The sequence below is a fragment of the Paraflavitalea sp. genome (genome assembly GCF_059502485.1).
In genome coordinates, this window is record NZ_JCACET010000011.1 from 1,362,751 (window position 1) to 1,382,618 (window position 19,868).

Genomic DNA, 19,868 nt, shown 5'->3' on the forward strand with positions numbered 1-19,868 from the left:
CTGTACATAACCAAAGAGGAAGAGAGTTGGATATCTAAGATAAGTCATATCGTACTTATTGACAACAGTTTATGGCTATTTATTTCGTATATAGACCTATACAATATTTGTTACCGCAAGTCCCCCTACCAACTACCGAGAATTTCCCGGTAGTTCGCCGAACCGTTCGGGTTTTCCGAACAATTCAGTGAGTTCCATTTTGGAACATACTTCTACCAGCTCGTCCACCCTCCATCTACCGCAATATTCTGTCCGGTCACGAAGGAGGCGGCATCGGAGAGCAGGAACGCCACGGCGCCGGCTATTTCAGCGGGCTGGCCAAAGCGGCCCATGGGCACTTTCTTTGCCAGGCGGGCTACAAACTCAGGGTTGTTGGTTTGTACCGTGGGGTTGGGAAAAGGTCCGGGAGAAATGCAGTTGAAGCGTACGTTCTGTTTGCCATAATGTACGGCCATGTATTTCGTCATTTGTATCACGCCAGCCTTCCCTACTCCATATTCAATAGGGTTCTTGTTCATCTGCGTGCCTTCATACGGCGCAGGATCGGGCGATACCATGCCATACATGCTGCTGAACAAAACGATGCTGCCTTTACCGGCCGCAACCATCTGCGTGGCCACTTCACGCGCCAGCAGAAAAGTAGCAGTGAGGTTGTGGTGATTGGCCTTATCGAAGTCCTCTTCGGTAAGCTCTTCCAGCTTTTTGGCGGTAGAACCGAAGGTGAGGTTCACGAGTCCATGTGGCACACCGCGTGCAGCTACCTGTTGCTGCACAAATGATTTGATGGACGCCTCTTCATCGATCTTCACAGTGGCGGGCGTTACAGCGCCCGACAGCCCCGCGCCTTCAACAAAGGCGGCGGCCTTGTTGTCAAGGTCGCCGCAGAGTACGGTTGCACCGGCAGCCGCCAGCAGTTTCACTACCGGCTGGCCGAGGTAGCCCGCCCCGCCTATTACCCACACGTCTTTACCGGCGAGGCTCAATATGTTCGTATCCATTGATGGTATCTATTTTGTTTTCTTCAGTTCCGACAAAGGTATGGATGCCCAGTATACATGCGTGGGCCCATGATGAGAAGTGTAATAAGAAAAATACAGGGTATCGCCTTCAATGACCATACCGGCATAGCTGGAATCGCCGGCGCTGGGCACGCGCAGTTTGCGCTTGATATTACCTGCCATATCAGTCACCCACAACACCGTGCCGCTGCCTTCACCATTAGGCGCATACCAGCGTGAGCTGATACAGATGGTCTGGTCGTCGAGAAACACGAAGTTGGGGCCGCCCACGCGGAAAGGCAACTTAACTTGCGTGAAGCTGGTATAGGGTGCTGTTGCAGTGGCCAATACTCCTTCAGCACCTTCTGTTTCGCGGCGGATGAGCACTACCATCCGGTCCTGCGCATCGAAGCGGATGGTAGCTTCGTTGGGCTGACCGTCTACTGCTATGGTTGCCACCTTCTCGAAGTTCTTGCCATCGGTTGTTTTCACCACATTAAAGCCCTTGCCGAGATAATCGACAGCATACCCTACTCCTTTGTGCCAGGTCACGCGCCATAGCCAGTTGTGGGTATTCAAAATGTCTGCAGACAACACGCACAATTCAGGTGCAGAGAAGGTATTGCCGGCCGCATCAGCAAAAGATACATAAGGCTTACGGTTGATGACCGCAGTGCCAGCAGCGTTGAACTCTTCTACATCCATGAACAGCATCAGCTTGCCATCGGGCGTGATGGAGAGCTTCGGATCGCGGAGGTCTTTGCGGGTGATCGTAAGGTTTACCACGCTGGTCCATGCTTTCAGGTCGGTAGACTTCAGCACGCGCACCTTACCCACCGTAGTGGCCGTAGACGTATGGCTGGCTGCTTCGCGGAAGGAAACATACCAGGCATTGTTGTAGCGGATCAGGTCGGTGAAGGCATTGTGGGTGGAGCCGTCGTATATCTTTTGTGGAGCAAAGGCAAAAGTGTCTGCTGCGGTATCGTCGTCTTTACCACAAGCCGAGAGCACAACAGCTGCCATCAATATCAATCCATAAAAGTGCATGTCCAATAGTTTTATGAGGGGTTAAGGTTACAGTATGTTTATTGCCAGCCTGGCGTTTCTTCTACCAGGGTTTCGCGGGTGCGGGTAGCTACCGTGATGGGGAAATACAGCAAATGTGTTTGCGCCTGCTTCCCATTCAGGCTGGGCACCAGGTCGAATGCTTTACCAAAGCGCACGAGGTCCCACCATCTTTTACCTTCAAGCGTAAACTCCAACAGGCGTTCTTTAAGAATAGCATCATCATTCTGTGCTTTATTGCCATTCACGAATTCCTTTCCGGGGTAGTTGGTACCAAAGGCACGCTTACGGATATTGTTGATTTCCGTAGTAGGGTCCTGGTCGAGCGCATTTTTAGCTTCCGCTTTCATGAGCACCACATCGGCATAGCGATACAGCAGGTAGTCGCTGGCCAGGTAGCGTGTGCCGTTCTCTACCGTGCCATTGTATTTCAATCCATAGTTGGTATAGTACTGGTTGGCAGCGGTGCCCTGAATGTCGATGTAAGTAGCCGCCTTACGCGTATCGCCGGTCACAAATTGTGCCCTCACTGCAGGTGTTATGCGCCACACGTTGCCATTGCCGACAATCGTTACGCCCACACTGTCGCGCTGCGACTGTGGCACATAGGCCGGGTAGCTGGTGTTGGGCGCATACATGTTGTGGGCAAAGGTCATGTTGTTGCTTTCTCCTACCTGGAAGCGAATAGCCATGATGACTTCACTGTTACCTTTGTTCTCATATTTAAAGATGTCTGCAAAGTTGGTCAGCAAGGTGAGGTTGGATGCTTTTTCCACTTCGGTGATGGCAGCCAGCGCCGTCGTAAAATCAGCTGCACCGCCATTCAGCCGCTTGCCTGTCCACAGGTACACATCTGCTTTCAGGGCATTGGCGCCTGCCTTGCTCCACTTGTTGCGGCCAGCGGGCCACGCAAAATCAGGGAAGCCGGTAGTTGCTTTCTCCAGATCAGCCTTGATCAATGTAAACACTTCTGCTTCGGTAGAGCGTGGCAACTGAATGGTGAGCGGATCATAGCTTTCAGTAGGTTCTACACGAATAGGCACTCCGCCAAAGATCTTTCCCAGCAGGAAGTAGCAATAGGCGCGCATGGTGTAAGCCTGGGCCAATGCATTGTTCTTGTCGTTGGCAGAAGCAAAAGAAATATCAGGTGTATACTTGATGATAAGATTGGCTGCATTGATGGTGGAATAAACACCACCCCATTCGGGTCCGCCATTACTAACCGTCATGCTGTTGTTGTAATATCGTTCATACCCAAGGCTACCGGCAATAGAACCGGTCATGATCTCACTGCGGGCTTCTCCCCAGATGAAGAGGTTGATATCAGCTTGTATCCTGAAGTTGGCATACATGCCATTGAGGGCGCCCTGTACATCTCCTTCTGTTTTGAAGAAGGATGATTTGGTAATGGAACTGACGGGCGATATCTCCAGGTTTTTATTACAACCCACCAGGGCAATCGCCGCCAGGAATATGATGCTGTATACTGTTTTCATATACTTAAATATTCTGTGTTAATGATCTTTCGCTTTGAACAACCCTTCGACAAGCTCAGGGTGACAATTCGCAGGTGACACTGAATTAAAAAGTCAGGTTGGCGCCAATGGTCAAATTGCGTGCATTGGGATAACGTCCGTTATCAGCACCACCATCTTCCGGATTGGGACCTCTGTACTTCGTGATGTAATACAGGTTGTTGCCGGTAACATGCACGCGCAGGTTGCTAACATTGATCTTGCGCAGTAATGTTGAAGGGAACGTATATCCAATGCTCACTTCACGGATGCAGAGGAAGTCACCTTTCTCGTAGTACGTGCTGTTACGGCTGATATTGCCCTGTGAGTTTTGCCAGAGGTAGCGGGGCACATCGGTAATATCGCCCTGCTTTTTCCATGACTTTTCGATGTAGTCCTTCGTTGGCATCAGGTCGCCCTGCAGCTGGCCATCAGCTACCACCTTCGCATAGTTGTAGATAGTGTGTCCCAGGGTGAAGTCGGTACGTATGTTAAGGTTGAAACCTTTATAAGTGAAGTAGTTGCTGAAACCGCCTGTCCAGGTAGGGAACATATTACCTACGTATACCAGGTCACGGCTGTCGATGATACCATTTTCATCGAGGTCGGCCCAGTTCACATCACCACCATATTTCTTGCGACCATTGGCAGGGTTCACCTGGTCTACGGCTGCACTCATATCCAGTGGAGCGTTGGCCGCTGCTTCATCTGTAGCATACACACCAATCTGTTTGAAGGCAAACATGTCACCGATGCGATATCCTTCCATATAGGAGTTCGGATCGCCGAATACGGAACCAGCGCCAAAGCCTGGCCGCCATACATAAGCTTTGGAAACGGGATCCCAGATGTTGACACCACCGATGCGGTTGCCTTCCACACCGTTATTGGGGAGCTTCAACACAACTGTTTTTACTTTGGAAGCGTTGAAGTTGACAGACCATTGCAGTTTGGAGGTAGGCGCCAGCACATTAAGGTTGAGGTCCAGCTCAACGCCTTTGTTGCCCAGGCTACCATTGTTGGTTTGTACGCTGCCGTAACCCGAAGAGGTAGGCAGTGATACGTTGGTGATGAGGTTATCGGTAACGCGGTCGTAGTAAGCAAAGGTTACGTTGATGCGATTCTTGAATAATCCCAATTCGAAGCCACCGTCAAACACGCGGGTCTGTTCCCATTGAATATCGGGGTTGGGAATAGCACCTGGTGTAATAGCGCCACCACCACCGTAGCGGGCGCCTACATTGAACAGGCCTTGCCAGCCAAATTCCGACAGGTTCTGCACGTTCCCATTCTCGCCATAAGATGCTCTTATTTTAAAGTTGGAAATAACCTGCGGCATGAACTCCCAGAACTTTTCGCGGTGCAGGTTCCAGCCGGCGCTCACGCCCGGGAAGAAACCAGTACGGTTGGCAGCACCAAGGCTCGAAGCGCCGTCGAGGCGGGCTGTGAGCGACAAGAGGTAACGGGCTTCATAGTCATAGTTGATGCGCGCAAATACACCTTCTGTCACAAACTGTCCTTCGGAACCAGTAGTGGTACGTGGTGTGGAAGCCGCATTCACGGTAGGAATAAGATCGGTAGTTGCACCATCGCCGGCAGCCGTTACGCCCCATGTTTTCCTGTTGAAATAAGAGTAGCCAACTTTGGCCTCTACGTTGTGGCCGTCGAATACTTTACCATACGTAAGCGTTGCATCTGCCTGCCAGGTACGTGTGTTGCTGTATGACTGAGAGGCTGCACGGGTAGAGTTGAGCGTGGTTACGTTCGACAGGAATGCAGGCTGGAAGGAGCGGCCAAAATTCTGATCCTGGTGAGAAGATACCTGTGGTTCAAAATATAAGCCGGGCATGATATCCCACCTGCCGCCTACGGCAATCGTCAGTTTCTGACGGGTATTTTTAGCCTGCAGTGCATAAGGACCAGTCTGGTAATAATGTGGGTTACCGGCGCTGTTGCTTTGACCAGGTGCGATGGTACCATCTTCAAACTGGTACTTTGCAGTAGAAGGTAATGACGGGCTTCTATAGAAAGTATTGGTCAGCGTACTGAACTGCGCCTGCGGATCGCCGTTGATAAAGCGATAATCCGTATTGGCATACAATACACGGCCATCCACCCGGATGTTCTTCCTTACCTGTAAAGAGCTGTTGAAAGAAGCGGTCAGGCGTTTGTAATCCGAATTAAGGCCAATGCCTTCTGCATCCAGGTAGCCTACGCTTCCATTGTACTTAACTTTCTCATTGCCACCGGAAGCGGAGATGTAATGATTGTGCGTGATGGCTGTTTGGTAGGTGAGCGACTGGAAGTCGGTTTCTTTAAAAATGATGGTTTTGGTTGGGTCAGCAGGATCGGGCATACTGCTCCACCCTTCCTGCAACTTGTATTCGTTCTGCGGAGTAAGATACTGAGGCGTAAAGGCGGTACCCTTGGTGAGGTCATTGCCTGTGCCATAGCCGGTAGCCGACTGAAGGCGCGATGTGGTGGTAGCTGACGGCAGTTTCACACCTGTCCATAATATGCTCTGCCGTGCATACCTGATGTACTCTTCCGCATTGGTGTATTCTCTCAGCTGTGTACCTGCATCGGCGAAGTTGATATCGTATGAATAATTGATGCGTGCAATGCCATCTTTTCCTGAGCGGGTGGTCACGAGCACTACGCCATTGCTGGCGCGTGCGCCATAGATAGCGGTAGCGGCTGCATCTTTCAATATCTGTAAAGATTCTATATCATCGGCAGCGATATCATCGATGTTGGAACGGATCACTCCATCTACAATATATAAAGGGGCTGCGCCGTTGGGGTTGTTGATAGTAGTACCGCCTCTTAAAATGATACGTGGCGCCACGCCCGGCTGGCCGCTCCAGCTTTGTACACGCACACCCGATACAGATCCCTGCACCGCAGAAAGCGGGTTGGGATAAGGTACGTTTTCCAGCGTACGCTGATCAAGCTTGGAGACGTTGGTGGTTATCTTTTCACGCGACTGCTTACCATAGCCGATCACGACTACTTCATCGAGCTTGGAATCTGTTTTCTCCAGTGCTATGTTGATGGTCGTTCTGCCATTGATAGCTATTTCCTGCGTTTGATGACCCGTGTAGCTAAATACCAGGGTACCAGTGAGGGAGGACACGCTAAGATTGTATTTACCGGCCTCATCGGTGGAGGCTGCCGTGGTGCGGCCTTTTTCGATAACCGTTACGCCGGACATAGGATTGCCCTGTACGTCTTTAACGATACCGCTGACCGTTGTTTGTGCGCCTGCGCGCCATGAAGAGAGCAGAATGAGCAATAGCAAGGGAAGGCATAATAGCTTATACCCTGCAGCAGTTCTTTTCATACTGTTAATTTTGATTCCTGAACAAAATAGTTATAGCAGCCTGTGTGTTTTCCACAGGACAAGGAGTGTTCCGGGCGATCAAATAATTGCCCCAGTTATGTTGCCGATTATAGTTTCAAATTACTGCTTAATTGTACCCGGCTATGATACGATCCTGCCTCTTTGCTGTACAATCTTTCGAATGATCGGCCGGGCTTATCAGGTTGGTTATTTACGCACGATTGCCAGCGCTTCTTCTACTGTTATTCCTTTATGAACAATGGCCATCAATGCAGCGGTAATGGCTGCAGGCTTAGGATGCTGAATGATATTACGGCCATATACAATGCCCGCCACACCCTGACTCATCAGCTTACTGGTGCGGGTGATGATCTCTTCATCGGAAGCACGTCCACCGCCACGTACCAGTACAGGCGTTTCGCCGGCAATTTGTACAACACGGTGGTATTCGTCAATATTATCGCAGGGATCAGCTTTGATGAGGTCGGCGCCCAGTTCTACTGCCTGGCGCACGAGTGGTAATATTTTTTGCAGGTCGCCATCTACCATATAGCCGCCTGCTTTTTCATTGGGCTGAAATACCAGTGGCTCGATCATCAACGGCATGGCATAATGATCTGCTTCTGTTTTTATTTTGATGATGTTATCGATACACTGTGCCGTTACTTCCGGTGCACCGGGAATACTGAACAGGTTAATGCATAAGCAGGTGGCATCTGCACGCACCGCCTGCAACACCGGCTGATCGATCATTTTACTGAAGGCTGTTGCGGGTAATGACTTGCCATATACATTGGCCACATCGGTGCGCAACACCAGTGCCGGCTTTTGTTTGCCGGGCGTTCTTTGCAGATAATGCAGTTGGCCGGGCGTTAGCTGTATGGCATCGGGGGCGGCATCGATCACCGCCTGCACCGCATCGGGCATATATTCAATACCCTGCAGGAAACTATATTCATTGAAGAAACCATGATCGATGGCTACGTCAAAACACTTGTTCGATAACGGATTAAAAAGGCGGTTTAACCGATACGCTTTCATGAATGGGTGATTATGGTTTCAATTGTTTGAACGGAATGGCGGTGAAATAGATAGCAGACTTTTCTCCGTGTGAAGAATAGTAGGTTACGTAGCAGGTATCCTTGTACAATACCAGTCCGGGATAGCTGCAATCACCACCGCTCGGCAGCTTGATCGTCTTCAATATTTTTCCATCCAGGTCGGTAACGAGTATGCCCGTGATGGGACCACCTGGTTCATCCCACAGGCGGGTGCCCACGACCAGTTGCTTCTCTTTGTTGTAGAATAAAAAGTTGGGACCACCGAGCCGGAGGCTCATGGTATCATAGGTCCAGTTGTTGTAAGGCGGTTTTCCTTTAGCCAGTATACCCATCTTATCATCCTTCTCCCGTCGCACCATCACGTACATCTGATCGTTCTTATCGAAACGAACGGTGCTTTCATTGGGGTATCCGGTAATATCCAGTTTCGTAACGCTTTCAAATACTTTACCATCGGTTGTTTTCATGAGGTAGAGACCACCTTCGCGGTAGCTCATGCCATAGCCTGTGCCCTTGTGCCAGGTAACGCGCCAGATCCAGTTCCTGTCGCCGGGCGCCTTGACAGTTACCTTTTCTGCTTCGGAAAAGTTGGCGCCATTCTTATCGGAATAAGATACCATCGGGCTCATGCCGAGCAGCTTTGAACGTTCTTCGGGGTGATACACAGAGCCACCAATGGATACCATCAGGCGGTTATCTGGTGTGATGGACAACATCGGGTCACGAAGATCGATGGTAGCTTTCTCCAGCAGGGCAACACTCTCCCACTGCTTGCCATCGGTAGACTTGATGATGCGTATTTTGCCATCCGTGCCGCCTACATGCTTGGTTGCTTCGCGGAAACAGCAATAGAAAGCATTGTTGAACCGTACGAGCGAAGTGAAGGCGCTATGCGGTGCACTGTCCCAGATCTTTGTTACAACGGGTGTATCATCTTTGGCTGCTGTTTGTGCGGTAGCAGATGAGGTAGTATTATCTGTCACCTGTTGCAGGTTGCTGCATCCGGATAAGAGGCTTGTTGTGACAATTAGTACGCACCATGTTTTCATATAAACTGTTTTCATTACCATTTAATAGTTTGATCAATAAAGTTGATAAGGCTTTGGGCCATCACCGCATGGTCTTTCACCAGTGGGTGTTTGGGCGTGCCTTTATAGGGAAAGAAGTGGGTGTATACTTTCTTATCGTTCAGGTTCTGCACTGCCTGCCGCACATAGCCAGGCCATTCATGCCCCTCACGCGTTATGTCCATGCTGCCCAGTGCGCAGATGATATGCGACTGCGGATATTGCTGGCGCAGCTGCTGAATAAAACGCTGGTACGCCGCTGTAACCTGTGCTGCGTTGGGCGGCTGTGTACCAAAACGTTTTTTAAAATGTTCGTATTCCGGACGGTGCACAATAGCCTGGTCATTCTGCAGCAGGTTCACCACCACAATGTCCGGAGTATAGTTCTTAAAATCCCATACCGAAAGAGAATCGAAAGGATTCAACCGGTTGAACATTTCAGGCATGATGAGTGCGCCAAAGCTCACCATGAGGCCAATGCCGCTTTTGCTGATACAGCGATAGCGGGCATTGAAATGACGCGCCGTCAACGCACCATAAGCCAGGTAATTGTTCTCAAACAGGCTGGCGCCGCTGTCATTGCCCGTCGTGTCTTCAATGGCATGACCGCAGGTAACGGAGTTGCCATAAAACTCTATAGCGCGCTTTGGCCTTGCAGGCGGTTTCATGGCAACAGCACCAGTGGCCAGTTGAAAGCCATACAGCTTTGTGTAGCCACGTTTGTATTCTTTGTGTATCTGCGTTCGCTTGAACAACGTGAGCGTATGTGTACCGGAGGGCAGATTCTCCGCAAGCAAGTATGTTTTCTTTGCAGAATCGATCTTTATCTTTTTCACCACCTGGCTGTCGATGATCACGTTGAACCAGTTTTGCCCGTTGAAGTCCTGCAATACCGCACTGATGCCCGTACCTGTAAAACGCAGCGTCACCATTGTGCCCGACCAATACAATTCCGCCGTACTATCTGTCATCCCTACCCTTCCTTCGTATTGAATATACTGATCACTGAATAGAATGAACCCTTCCTCCTTTCCTGCAGACAGCCGCTTGCCTGCACTACAGGCAGCCAATGCCAGGGCACTACAAAAAAGGATCATATGCAGCAGGCGTACGGTGATCATGTTTATTCAGGTGTTACAATAACTTCTCTTACTTTGATGGCTTTTCTTACCTGCCCTGTTTCATTCAGGTACCTGAAATCGGAATACACCAGCAGGAAGCGATCGGGTCCGGTAGCCAGCAGGCCAGTGTAGCCACAGGATACCTGGTCTTTGTAATCGATCCAGGGCAGCATTTCAAAGGCATTGCTCCACGCCTGCCCTTTCCCATCTTTGCTGAAGCGCAGTTGTACACCCGGACGGCCGGAGGACATCACCAGCACACCGTTTTCCAGCTGCAGCAGGCGTGGCAACACACCAGAGGGCGTCATCACTTCTGCCTGCGACCAGGTAGCGCCTTTGTCCGTGCTGCGGCTTACGTACATCGGTCCATTACCAATGCCATCCGTCGTACGCACCACACAGATCATCGAGCCATCGGGCAACACTTCATAGCCGGGCTCTGTGAAGCCCATCCGTTTTTCACCTTTGGTATCTATTTTTAAGTTGGGCTTATAAAAAATGCGTCCCTGTATATTCCAGTTATTACCGTTGTCAGCAGAGCGATAAAAGAAGATATGATGGAAAGGATCAGCTTTGCCATTCGTTCCTACGTAGAAGCCGGGGTACACGCCTGCTACAATAGATTTATCGGCAGCGAGGTGCATGTCTCCCCACCAGATGATGGGCAGGTTGCCACGTAATGTATAACGCGCAGCCTGCGGATCGGTGAGCGTGGCAGGTACTGTTTTCCAATTCGTTTCACCAGCAGCCAAACGATCAAAGTATATGCCTTGTGCTTTTGCAGGCAGGTCCTGCATGCGGTAATAATTAGTAGTAGACTTGGTATACGTATCCATCGAACCGCCAATGGCTTCGGGCAGTTGCAGCTCTGCAGCGGGAATGGGCTTGGGTGTGTGAATGGTAAGGCGTTCACCATTGGGCAGTACCAATCCTGTCAGGGGCGTGTGTTGCGGGGCTAACTGAAAGGAAGCGCCTTTATTGGTAGAAACAGCTTCTCCGAATTTATGGTTGCCGTAAGCTTCCATCGCATCATCATTGAGGTTCCAGCGAACACGGATGGCATCGTTGGGCAGCCTGTCGATCGTAGGAAACTGGAAGTAGCCCCACTTCTCGGGTTTGGTGGCCACATCCACCACTACGGGTGTTTTGAATTGAATAGTGTAGGTCTGCTTACCTGCACGACCATAATGAACCGTAGCAGCATTGTATACCGCGAAGCCGGGCGTGAGGGAGTCGATGTTGATGGCAACAGCTGGCGTTTCATCTACCTGCAGTGCACGGTTGCTGCCGCCTGCTTTTTGCGGGCTGCGGCAGGCAGTAAACATAGCGCCGGTAGCGATCATCAACAAAGCCGGTATGGCAACAAGTCTTCGCATGGTATGTAGCAGTTGAATAGAAGATGGTTCCCCTCAAAAGTAATTTTAGCAGGGAGAGAAACGTGCTACATTATTCTCTAATTATGATACGATCTTACAACTGGTACACAGCCGCCTTCTCCGGTTCCAGGGCAGCCTGCTCGGTGTTGATCGTTTTACGGTATTCACTGGGTGTGAGGTTTTTGATCTTTTTGAACTGGCGGTTGAAGTTCGCGAGGTTGTTGAACCCGCATTCATACGCCACGCCCACGATGGTCTTGTTCATATCACCCAGGAGTTTGCAGGCATGGCCAATGCGCACCATGTTCAGGTACTCTACAAACGTTACGCGGTAATGTGTTTTGAAGAAGTTGCAGAAGGTAGTTACAGCCATATTCGCTGCAGCAGCTGCTTCAGGCAGGGTGATCTCCCGGTCGAAGTTGAGCATGATGTATTCCGTGATCTTGCTGAAGCGGTCGGTACTCTTGGTGTGGATGGTTTGTATATAGCCGGGGCTGGCCAGTAGTTCGTAATCGGAAGTGGCAGAGAGTATTTCGAAAATGGAGAACAGTGTTACCAGCCGCTGCATTCCGTTCATATCGAGTAATTGCTTCATGAGCGCACCGATCTTTTCACTCGCGGCGCCTGTAATGTGCATGCCGCGGGTGCTCAGCTGGAGAAATTGGTTCAGCTTCTCCATCTCCGGCACCTGCAGGAATTTTTCGCCCAGGAAATCGCCCACAAAGTGGATCACGATGGCATCAGCTTCCAGCGGCGTGCCTTCTTCGAGGTACTCGGGATCATTCACCCACACGTGGGGCAGCATAGGACCCATAAATACGAGGTCGCCTTCTTTAAAATACCCGATATGATCGCCCACCATACGACGGCCTGTGCTTTTGGTCACCAGAACCAGTTCGTATTCAGGGTGATAGTGCCAGGGGCAGGGAAACAGCTTGCCTTGTTCGCGGAAAACGATGAAAGACTTGTCAATGTCTTTACGCAGCCGCATTTCGATAGCTTTCATACACAGTACTTTTGGTAATTGATCGGGATACAGGAAGATGCGGGGATAAGGTTTGACTGGTTACCAGAAACTGTAAAATAGTATTATAAATTTACAAAAAGCATAGGAATTATTTAAGATGTGGTTAAAATGTGGATGAAGATTAATACTTTCTTACAGACCGAAAGCAAGCAGCGAAATACCCTGGCAGAATTGTCTCAATCCTGCAAATTGAATTAATTTGCAAGCACACTGATAACACGCTGAATAAGTTAGATGGTAAACAGCATTCCCGGACACCTATTGCTGGCAGGCGCCGCCCAAATTGATATTACCCCGCCCCTGGGTACGCTTATCAATGGCGACTTCTTTCCGCATACCGCTACTTATATTCATGATGCCTTGTTTGCCAAAGCCATCTACCTGCGCCGGGACGATGTTGAGGTGGTATTCATTGTAGTCGATACCTGCGTGATGTCCATCGACTATGCCCGGCAAGTACGCACCCTGGTAGCCCAAAGCACCGGCATTCCCTTCAACCATATTTCACTTAGCACCACGCATACGCATGCTGCCGGCTCTGTGTCGGAAGTGCATCTCTGCGGTCCCGATCCAGCCTACAGTCAATGGCTGCCGCAGCAGATCGTAACGGTAGTACAGGAAGCCATGCGCAAGGCCGTTCCGGCCCGCATTGGTTTTGGCGCTGTACAGGTGCACGAGCATGTATTGTGCAGACGCTATATCATGAAGGAAGGTTATCAGGCGCTCAATCCTGTTACGGGAGAAGTAGAGCAAGTGGTGACCAATCCTTTTGGTGCAGAAGCCTATATTGAACGCAGCGCCGCTGCTGTAGATCCTGAAGTTGGTTACCTCGCTTTACAGGATGAGCAAGGTCGATGGCTGGCCCTGCTGGCCAACTATTCCCTGCACTATGTAGGCGATTGGGAGCCCGGCACTATCTCGGCCGATTACTTTGGCGCATTTGCGCAGGCGTTGAAAGCGAGGTTGCAAGCAGGTGATGCATTCGTAGGCATCATGAGCAATGGCACCAGCGGAGATGTGAACTGCTGGGACTTCCTGCATCCGCAGCGCTACCCCGCAGAGCCTTTTCAGAAAAGCAAACTGATTGCCGGAGATATTGTCGATAGGTTGATCGATTCATTACCTGGTATTATCTGGGAAGCACACCCGCAGCTATCTGTGCTGTATGATGAACCTACCATTGGCATTCGTAAGCCTGCTGCAGAAGAATATACCGCCGCCAAAACAATAGCTGACCAAACAGATTATCACCACCTCACTTTGAATGAAGATGGCCTGCGCCGCATCTATGCACGCGAGCAGGTGTTGATGCAGTCAGAACCCGACAGCATGCAATATCCCTTACAGGCTTTTCGTATCGGCAATAGTATTGTGGGCAGTATATCAGGAGAAGTCTTTGCAGAGACCGGCTTGTGGTTGAAGGCCAATAGCCCGGTGAAACAATACTTCACCATTGGGTTGGCCAATGGCAATGCGGGCTATGTGCCACCCGCCCATGAGATCGCCCGCGGCGGTTATGAGACCTGGCGCTGCCGGTATAGCCATCTTGCGTTGAATGCGGAAAGTATTATACGGGAACGTTTTCTTGAAATGCTGAAAATACTGAGTACGTAGGTCTGGCCGCTTTGAGCGGCCTGACTGGAACTATTGCAGATATCCTCCATCCTTCAGGACTTTCACCCAAATATCATATCCAGCTTTTTGTAAGTGTACGCCATCGAATGTAAGGTGGGTAGGCAGTTGACCATCGGGACCGGCGAAGTGCGGATAGAGATCGATGAGGGTGATGTGTTCACGGGTGGCCAGCAGCCTGATCTGTTCATTGATAGCGCGGATGCGGGCATGTTGGTAATGAGCCATCAGCTTCTTAAAAGAATCATTTACTGGCAATAGTGTCTGGAAGTATATTTTGGTACGTGGTGTGCCAGCCTTCAACCGGCTGATGATGCGTTCATAGTTGCGTACGATCACAGAATCAGGGATATTCTTTGCAATGTCATTGATACCAATAAGAATAAATACCTTGGCAGGCTGTCCATCGATCACTTCATCCAATCGCTCCAGCACACCGAAGGTGTTATCACCGGGAATGCCGCGGTTCCTGATATGTTTTGAATGCAAGAGTTCATTCCATCCGCCCCAGAAAGTAATACTATTGCCCAGGAAAACAATGTCTTTATGGGAATGCTCAAAAGAACGGAACAAGGCTACTTGCGAAGGATAAATCTCCGGGCGGGCAGTACTGTCCCATGACAGTGTTTGTGCCACACTCGCCGTGGTACATACCAATAATCCTATCAGCAACCAATACTTCATCATATCAAAAGATTCCAAACGAATACACATCCGCATCACGCAACACAAACCTGATACGAACCACTTTACCATCCAGATCGGCAATCGTTTTACCACTTTTCCATTTCACTTCTGCATCTATAATATCACCACAGATCTTTGGCGCATCGGCTATGCCGAAGCCCGGCAATTCTTTGCCCGCTTCATCAAGCAAAATCACCTGCACATAGCCGATGGAAGAAGTGGAATAATTTAACTGAAATGTGTTGCCTTTCAATATCACCGGTTTGGTGGCCATGGAACCTTCTGTGTATCCGGCATGCAGGGAAGCAAAGCCATCAGTTCTCAACACCATGCGTTCGAGGTGAATATTGGGTGTGCTATAGGCACGGGTCACGAAGAATGACATTTCATTTTTGCCGGTAGGTATAACGCCTTTGCAGGGAATAGTGCTGCGGGCAGCCCAGTTCTGTTGATTGGTGCCGGGACGCACAAATGATTCCATAAACTTACGCTCATATACATTCCCTCCCCTGCTCGTAAGCAATACAGCATCTGACACACCTTTCCACATAGACACATCTATATCATTGGCTTTCATTTCAGCATCGGTTAGTACCCTGCTCTCTGGTGAAAAACGGAAAGGCATCGCAATCAATAGTTGCGGCGCCCGGAAGTAAGGATGTGTAGCATTTGTATACAGGTCTTCCAGTGGCGTGTTGCCAAAGTTCATAACCTGTGGTTCAGACCAGTGGATGAAATCTTTGGATACCGATCGTGCAATGGTGCGCACACCTTTCAGCAGTTTGGTATCACCGGGTTTATCGCCTGTCCAGGTGCGGAGGTAGATGGCATACTGCTGCTCGGCAGGCAGCCACTCCAATACGTTTTGCGAATCCATGCCATAGCCATCACGAAACAGTGCTGTTGTATCCTCTTTGAAACGGCTCCAGTGAATGCCATCTGCAGAAACATAACGGTATAAGCCACGGGCAGCTCTGTTGGGAGATGAAGCAACACCACCTACTGCTTTGTAGCGGTATGCTGCCGGCACACCTGGACGGTTATCGATCATCACGGAAAAGTTGTGGCTGCTTTGCTGCAGGTTGCCTTTCACCACTACGTTATTGTTTGTCGTTCCTTTTACTTCATGCAGGTTGAGTATAGGTTTTATCCAGTTGATGCCGTCTTTGCTTTCGGCATAGCAGGTCACTTCGCCGGGCGCACCATTGCCACTGCCCATGCCGCGGTAATACATGCGGTAGCGATCACCATCCTGTATGATGGAAACATAAGCGCCTGCAAAATTCCCTTCCCAGGGTTGATCGAATTTGACGGCCACGCCGGCAGAGACAGGCGTAGCCAGTTTTATACTGGCATTGGTAAACTGATCAGTGAGGTAGCTATCCACAAACAGTTCACGCTGGCGCTGCAGCACAACGGGTTGTTGTGCTACAGAAACCAGGGAGATATTGCCAGACGTAATGCAAAGGAGTACGGCATATAAACAGTTCTTCATGCTGCTATTAGCTTTTGGGCATTTGTAGAGAGCCTTAACCGCCTAAAATTATTACCCCCGCCAGTAGCAGTATCATACTTTCTTTTACAATGCAGGTATTATTTTACTTTTATAATTACCCAGCAGCTTACTCTCCCTGCTTCACTTTCAGTACCGAGGCAGGTAACAGGCCGTGCGCTTCTTTGTGCGTATGTACTACATCATTGGAGTGCTTCGCTTCGGAGAGACACATGACCACTCCATCTTTTTCGTTGACCCAATAGTTGATAAAATTCACACCATATTTCTTTTGCACGGCCAGGTCTTTCTGGTGGGCTGCTTCCACATCCTTTGCAGTCACCTTCCCGGCTCCGAGGTAATGGATATCCAGGAACAGGTCCTTTTGTCCTGTCAGTGCAGCTGCCTGCCCATCGGTAACCGGATGGATATGCTCGGGCAACAGGCCATGCGCCTGGGCATGCGTATTCCTTACAGCACCAGAGTCCGGGGCAGCGGATAAACAATACACCTGGCCCTCTTTTTCATCTACCCAATATTTCAGGAACTGTACCCTGTATTTGCTTTGAACAGCGAGGTCTTTGGCATGTGCTTCTGCCACGGCTTCAAATTTTACTTTGCCTGGCTGCAAACGGTGCACATCGATAAACAGTTTGGATGTTTTCCCGGTATCGGCCTGCTGGGCCCAAAGCCGACAGGTAACTAACTGACAAACAGCAAGTATCACAATAATCATAAAGCGTTTCATACATGTAGTTTTAGGAAGTGAATCAATAAGCACAAAGCAACATACAATTGAATAGGGGCATATAGGGTGTTTTCCCTATTTTAGAGTAGCAGGCTCCCATTTTACCCACTATGGAAAGCGAACTTATCGAACGAAGTGAAGCGTTGGCTTCGCTACAGGACGCCTTTCAACAGGCGTCATCCGGCGAAGGGCGCTGTGTGTTCGTGAGCGGCGAGGCAGGGATTGGGAAAACTACCCTCCTCAAAGCATTCATTCGAGCCGTCAAAAACACCTGCACCTATTACGAGGGCACCTGCGATGCCTTATTCACACCCCGGCCACTGGCGCCCCTGTATGATATCCTGCTGCAAATGAAAGAGGCACTGCCTGAGATCAGGGAAGATAATACCGGTCGCATCGATTTATTCATGCATGTATTCCAGCGAATCACACAACATCATAAAACGGTCCTTATTGTATTTGAAGATATTCACTGGGCCGATGAAGCGACACTGGACTTCATCAAATTCCTCTCCCGGCGTATTACCCGGCTACGGTGCCTGTTCATGCTCACCTACCGTGACAATGAGATCCATAACAGCCATCCGCTAAGACAGCTATTGGGCCAATTGCCGGCAGGCTCTTTTACCCGCCTGCAATTACGGCCTTTATCAAGAACAGCAGTAGAACAACTGGCTACGATAAAAGGATATAACGGCAATGAGGTGTACAGCATATCAGGCGGCAATCCGTTTTATGTACAGGAGATCCTGGCCAACTATAGTCCGGGGATACCCGATAATATCCGGGACTCCATTCTATCGGTATATAACCGCCAAAACGCCACCACAAAACAAGTGTGGGAATTACTGTCCGCATTGCCTGCGGGCATCAGCCTCACCGCGCTCTCCAATCTGGAGAAAGGCTTTACTGCCGCCATCGGGCAATGCCTCGAATCGGGGATATTATTGTTACGGGAAGGGCAACTTACCTTTAAACACGAACTTTATCGCATCACTATCGAAGGAGCTCTTTCACCGCTCGAAAAAATAGGGCTCAACAAGAAAATACTTACGCTATTCCGCGAAATCTTTGAAAGGGAGCAAGCCATTGAAAAGATCATTCACCATGCCAAACATGCGCATGAAACAGCGCTGGTAGCTTTTTATGCACCTATAGCTGCACAACAGGCTACACAAGTGGGAGCACATATAGAAGCGGCTAAACTATACATTACAGCCATCGAATACTATCAGGGGGAGGAAAACGATACACTTTACCGGTTATACGAATCATATGCATATCAATGTTACCTGATCAATCATATCCGCGAGGCTATTTCTTATACCGAAAAAGCATTGGCAGGATGGCGAGCCACGAAAAACCAGGAACTCATTGGCAATAGTTTGCGGTTCCTGTCGCGCCTTTCGTGGTTTGTATGCCAACGAACACAGGCAGAAAGCTACGGGTTGCAGGCTGTGGAAGTATTAGCGCAACAACCACCCTCACGCGCCAAAGCAATGGCCTATAGCAATATGGCACAGTTGACGATGTTGTCTGACCATCATGATGAATGCCTCGCGTGGGGCGAAAAAGCAATAGCTATAGCAGAGGAACTGGGTGATCAGGAAATTTTATCTCACGCACTCAACAATGTTGGCAGCGTACAAATGCGCATCAATGCTGACATTACCAGGGGCAAAACACTACTGGAGCAAAGCCTCGACATTGCGCTCAAAAATGACTTCCAGGAACATGTAGCACGCGCCTATACCAACCTCGGCAGTAAAACAGTTTCACTGAAAGCCTATGACCTGGCCAGGAACTATCTCAATGAGGGTATTCATTATTGCGAAGAAAGAGACCTCGACTCCTGGACATCCTATATGCTTTCACAAAAAGCAAGGTTATTACTGGAAACCGGTGAATGGACCGCCGCCAGCGAAGCCGCGGAACGCTTGTTGAATAATAATCAGACGCCCGTCAACAGGATTGGTGCTTTGGTAGTAGCAGGCAGTCTGCAGTTGAGGTGCAGCACACCGGCTATTGCATTGCAGTTGTTGACGGAAGCAAAAGACCTGGCCTTCGAAGCGCTGGAACTGCAGCGGGTATTGCCCGTTCTTACGGCGCTTCTCGAATATGAATGGCTTACCCGTGAACCCTGCATAGAAATGGCAGCACTGCAACAGACTATCGACATGATGCAGGCATCTGCTAACATTTCCGGGTATAATGAATTCGCTTTCTGGTTGCAGAAAGCAGGAAGACCCGCACTGCCATCATCAGACATCGCGCCCATGCGCGCTGTATCATTGTGGGAAAAAGCTAATTGCCCCTATGAACAGGCATTGGTGTTGTTCGAGGGTACAGAAGCCGACAAAAAACTGGCACTGGTCAAAATACAGGAATTGGGTGCACATACTGTGGCGGAGAAACTAAAAAACGAAATGAGGTTACAGGGTATCAAAAGCATCCCACGGGGCACACGGAAAAGTACGTTATCCAATCCGTCGCAACTTACCCTGCGCGAGTTGGATGTATTACAATTACTACAGGAAGGCATGCCCAATAAAGCCATTGCGGCACGCCTTTATATATCTGCCAAAACTGTAGACCATCATATATCTTCTATTCTCTTCAAACTCGATGCGCCATCACGCATGAAGGCGGTACAAGCGGCCATCAGGCAAGGTATCATCAAAGCATAAAACCCTGCCTTTTGCAAAGCAGGGTTGTAATAAACCTAATAATGATATCA

General features: G+C 49.7%; 14 protein-coding genes. 2 read left to right on the forward strand and 12 right to left on the reverse strand.

Annotated elements, in window-relative coordinates; genetic code table 11:
• Positions 1-212: 212 nt before the first annotated feature.
• From AC5JBY_RS33160 to AC5JBY_RS33200, 9 genes are all read right to left on the reverse strand, one after another.
• Complete coding sequence (locus AC5JBY_RS33160) at positions 213-998, reverse strand: SDR family oxidoreductase (protein WP_495909012.1); 786 nt, start codon at positions 996-998, stop codon at positions 213-215.
• A 9-nt stretch (positions 999-1,007) separates the two neighbouring features.
• A complete protein-coding gene (locus tag AC5JBY_RS33165; protein ID WP_495909013.1) occupies positions 1,008-2,045 on the reverse strand; it encodes a hypothetical protein in 1,038 nt (345 codons plus the stop codon).
• A gap of 38 nt (positions 2,046-2,083) precedes the next feature.
• Positions 2,084-3,559, reverse strand: coding sequence for a RagB/SusD family nutrient uptake outer membrane protein (locus AC5JBY_RS33170; RefSeq protein ID WP_495909014.1), 1,476 nt, complete (start codon positions 3,557-3,559; stop codon positions 2,084-2,086).
• Between the two features lie 85 nt (positions 3,560-3,644).
• Positions 3,645-6,920, reverse strand: coding sequence for a SusC/RagA family TonB-linked outer membrane protein (locus AC5JBY_RS33175; protein WP_495909015.1), 3,276 nt, complete (start codon positions 6,918-6,920; stop codon positions 3,645-3,647).
• A gap of 207 nt (positions 6,921-7,127) precedes the next feature.
• Positions 7,128-7,961 (reverse strand): class I fructose-bisphosphate aldolase, encoded by an 834-nt coding sequence (locus AC5JBY_RS33180; RefSeq protein ID WP_495909016.1) that lies wholly within the window; start codon positions 7,959-7,961, stop codon positions 7,128-7,130.
• Positions 7,962-7,971: 10 nt separating this feature from the next.
• A complete protein-coding gene (locus tag AC5JBY_RS33185) occupies positions 7,972-9,030 on the reverse strand; it encodes a hypothetical protein (RefSeq protein ID WP_495909017.1) in 1,059 nt (352 codons plus the stop codon).
• Between the two features lie 14 nt (positions 9,031-9,044).
• Positions 9,045-10,169, reverse strand: coding sequence for an SGNH/GDSL hydrolase family protein (locus AC5JBY_RS33190; RefSeq protein WP_495909018.1), 1,125 nt, complete (start codon positions 10,167-10,169; stop codon positions 9,045-9,047).
• A gap of 2 nt (positions 10,170-10,171) precedes the next feature.
• Positions 10,172-11,545, reverse strand: coding sequence for a sialidase family protein (locus AC5JBY_RS33195; RefSeq protein WP_495909019.1), 1,374 nt, complete (start codon positions 11,543-11,545; stop codon positions 10,172-10,174).
• A gap of 94 nt (positions 11,546-11,639) precedes the next feature.
• Complete coding sequence (locus AC5JBY_RS33200; RefSeq protein WP_495909020.1) at positions 11,640-12,551, reverse strand: AraC family transcriptional regulator; 912 nt, start codon at positions 12,549-12,551, stop codon at positions 11,640-11,642.
• Positions 12,552-12,806: 255 nt separating this feature from the next.
• Between AC5JBY_RS33200 and AC5JBY_RS33205 the strand changes: the two genes are divergently transcribed.
• Positions 12,807-14,186, forward strand: a complete 1,380-nt coding sequence (locus tag AC5JBY_RS33205; RefSeq protein ID WP_495909021.1) for a hypothetical protein — start codon at positions 12,807-12,809, stop codon at positions 14,184-14,186.
• 30 nt (positions 14,187-14,216) lie between these two features.
• Here AC5JBY_RS33205 and AC5JBY_RS33210 read toward each other — a convergent pair whose 3' ends face one another.
• The 3 genes from AC5JBY_RS33210 to AC5JBY_RS33220 form a co-directional block, all read right to left on the reverse strand.
• The gene (locus AC5JBY_RS33210; RefSeq protein WP_495909022.1) at positions 14,217-14,891 is read right to left on the reverse strand and encodes a GDSL-type esterase/lipase family protein; all 675 of its coding nucleotides are present in this window, start codon (positions 14,889-14,891) and stop codon (positions 14,217-14,219) included.
• 1 nt (position 14,892) lies between these two features.
• Positions 14,893-16,386, reverse strand: a complete 1,494-nt coding sequence (locus AC5JBY_RS33215) for a hypothetical protein (protein WP_495909023.1) — start codon at positions 16,384-16,386, stop codon at positions 14,893-14,895.
• Between the two features lie 127 nt (positions 16,387-16,513).
• On the reverse strand, positions 16,514-17,131 hold the full coding sequence (locus AC5JBY_RS33220; protein ID WP_495909024.1) for a DUF4242 domain-containing protein: 618 nt from the start codon (positions 17,129-17,131) through the stop codon (positions 16,514-16,516).
• Positions 17,132-17,241: 110 nt separating this feature from the next.
• On the opposite strand from AC5JBY_RS33220, the gene AC5JBY_RS33225 reads away from it, so the two are divergent.
• Positions 17,242-19,818: a helix-turn-helix transcriptional regulator gene (locus AC5JBY_RS33225; RefSeq protein ID WP_495909025.1), complete on the forward strand. Its 2,577-nt coding sequence runs from the start codon at positions 17,242-17,244 to the stop codon at positions 19,816-19,818.
• Positions 19,819-19,868 lie beyond the last annotated feature (50 nt).

What these genes read in the sequence shown, in the direction of transcription:
- AC5JBY_RS33160 (WP_495909012.1), bottom strand. Translation starts at nt 998, where the DNA reads ATGGATACGAACATATTGAGCCTCGCCGGTAAAGACGTGTGGGTAATA.
- AC5JBY_RS33165 (WP_495909013.1), bottom strand. Translation starts at nt 2,045, where the DNA reads ATGCACTTTTATGGATTGATATTGATGGCAGCTGTTGTGCTCTCGGCT.
- AC5JBY_RS33170 (WP_495909014.1), bottom strand. Translation starts at nt 3,559, where the DNA reads ATGAAAACAGTATACAGCATCATATTCCTGGCGGCGATTGCCCTGGTG.
- AC5JBY_RS33175 (WP_495909015.1), bottom strand. Translation starts at nt 6,920, where the DNA reads ATGAAAAGAACTGCTGCAGGGTATAAGCTATTATGCCTTCCCTTGCTA.
- AC5JBY_RS33180 (WP_495909016.1), bottom strand. Translation starts at nt 7,961, where the DNA reads ATGAAAGCGTATCGGTTAAACCGCCTTTTTAATCCGTTATCGAACAAG.
- AC5JBY_RS33185 (WP_495909017.1), bottom strand. Translation starts at nt 9,030, where the DNA reads ATGAAAACATGGTGCGTACTAATTGTCACAACAAGCCTCTTATCCGGA.
- AC5JBY_RS33190 (WP_495909018.1), bottom strand. Translation starts at nt 10,169, where the DNA reads ATGATCACCGTACGCCTGCTGCATATGATCCTTTTTTGTAGTGCCCTG.
- AC5JBY_RS33195 (WP_495909019.1), bottom strand. Translation starts at nt 11,545, where the DNA reads ATGCGAAGACTTGTTGCCATACCGGCTTTGTTGATGATCGCTACCGGC.
- AC5JBY_RS33200 (WP_495909020.1), bottom strand. Translation starts at nt 12,551, where the DNA reads ATGAAAGCTATCGAAATGCGGCTGCGTAAAGACATTGACAAGTCTTTC.
- AC5JBY_RS33205 (WP_495909021.1), top strand. Translation starts at nt 12,807, where the DNA reads ATGGTAAACAGCATTCCCGGACACCTATTGCTGGCAGGCGCCGCCCAA.
- AC5JBY_RS33210 (WP_495909022.1), bottom strand. Translation starts at nt 14,891, where the DNA reads ATGATGAAGTATTGGTTGCTGATAGGATTATTGGTATGTACCACGGCG.
- AC5JBY_RS33215 (WP_495909023.1), bottom strand. Translation starts at nt 16,386, where the DNA reads ATGAAGAACTGTTTATATGCCGTACTCCTTTGCATTACGTCTGGCAAT.
- AC5JBY_RS33220 (WP_495909024.1), bottom strand. Translation starts at nt 17,131, where the DNA reads ATGAAACGCTTTATGATTATTGTGATACTTGCTGTTTGTCAGTTAGTT.
- AC5JBY_RS33225 (WP_495909025.1), top strand. Translation starts at nt 17,242, where the DNA reads ATGGAAAGCGAACTTATCGAACGAAGTGAAGCGTTGGCTTCGCTACAG.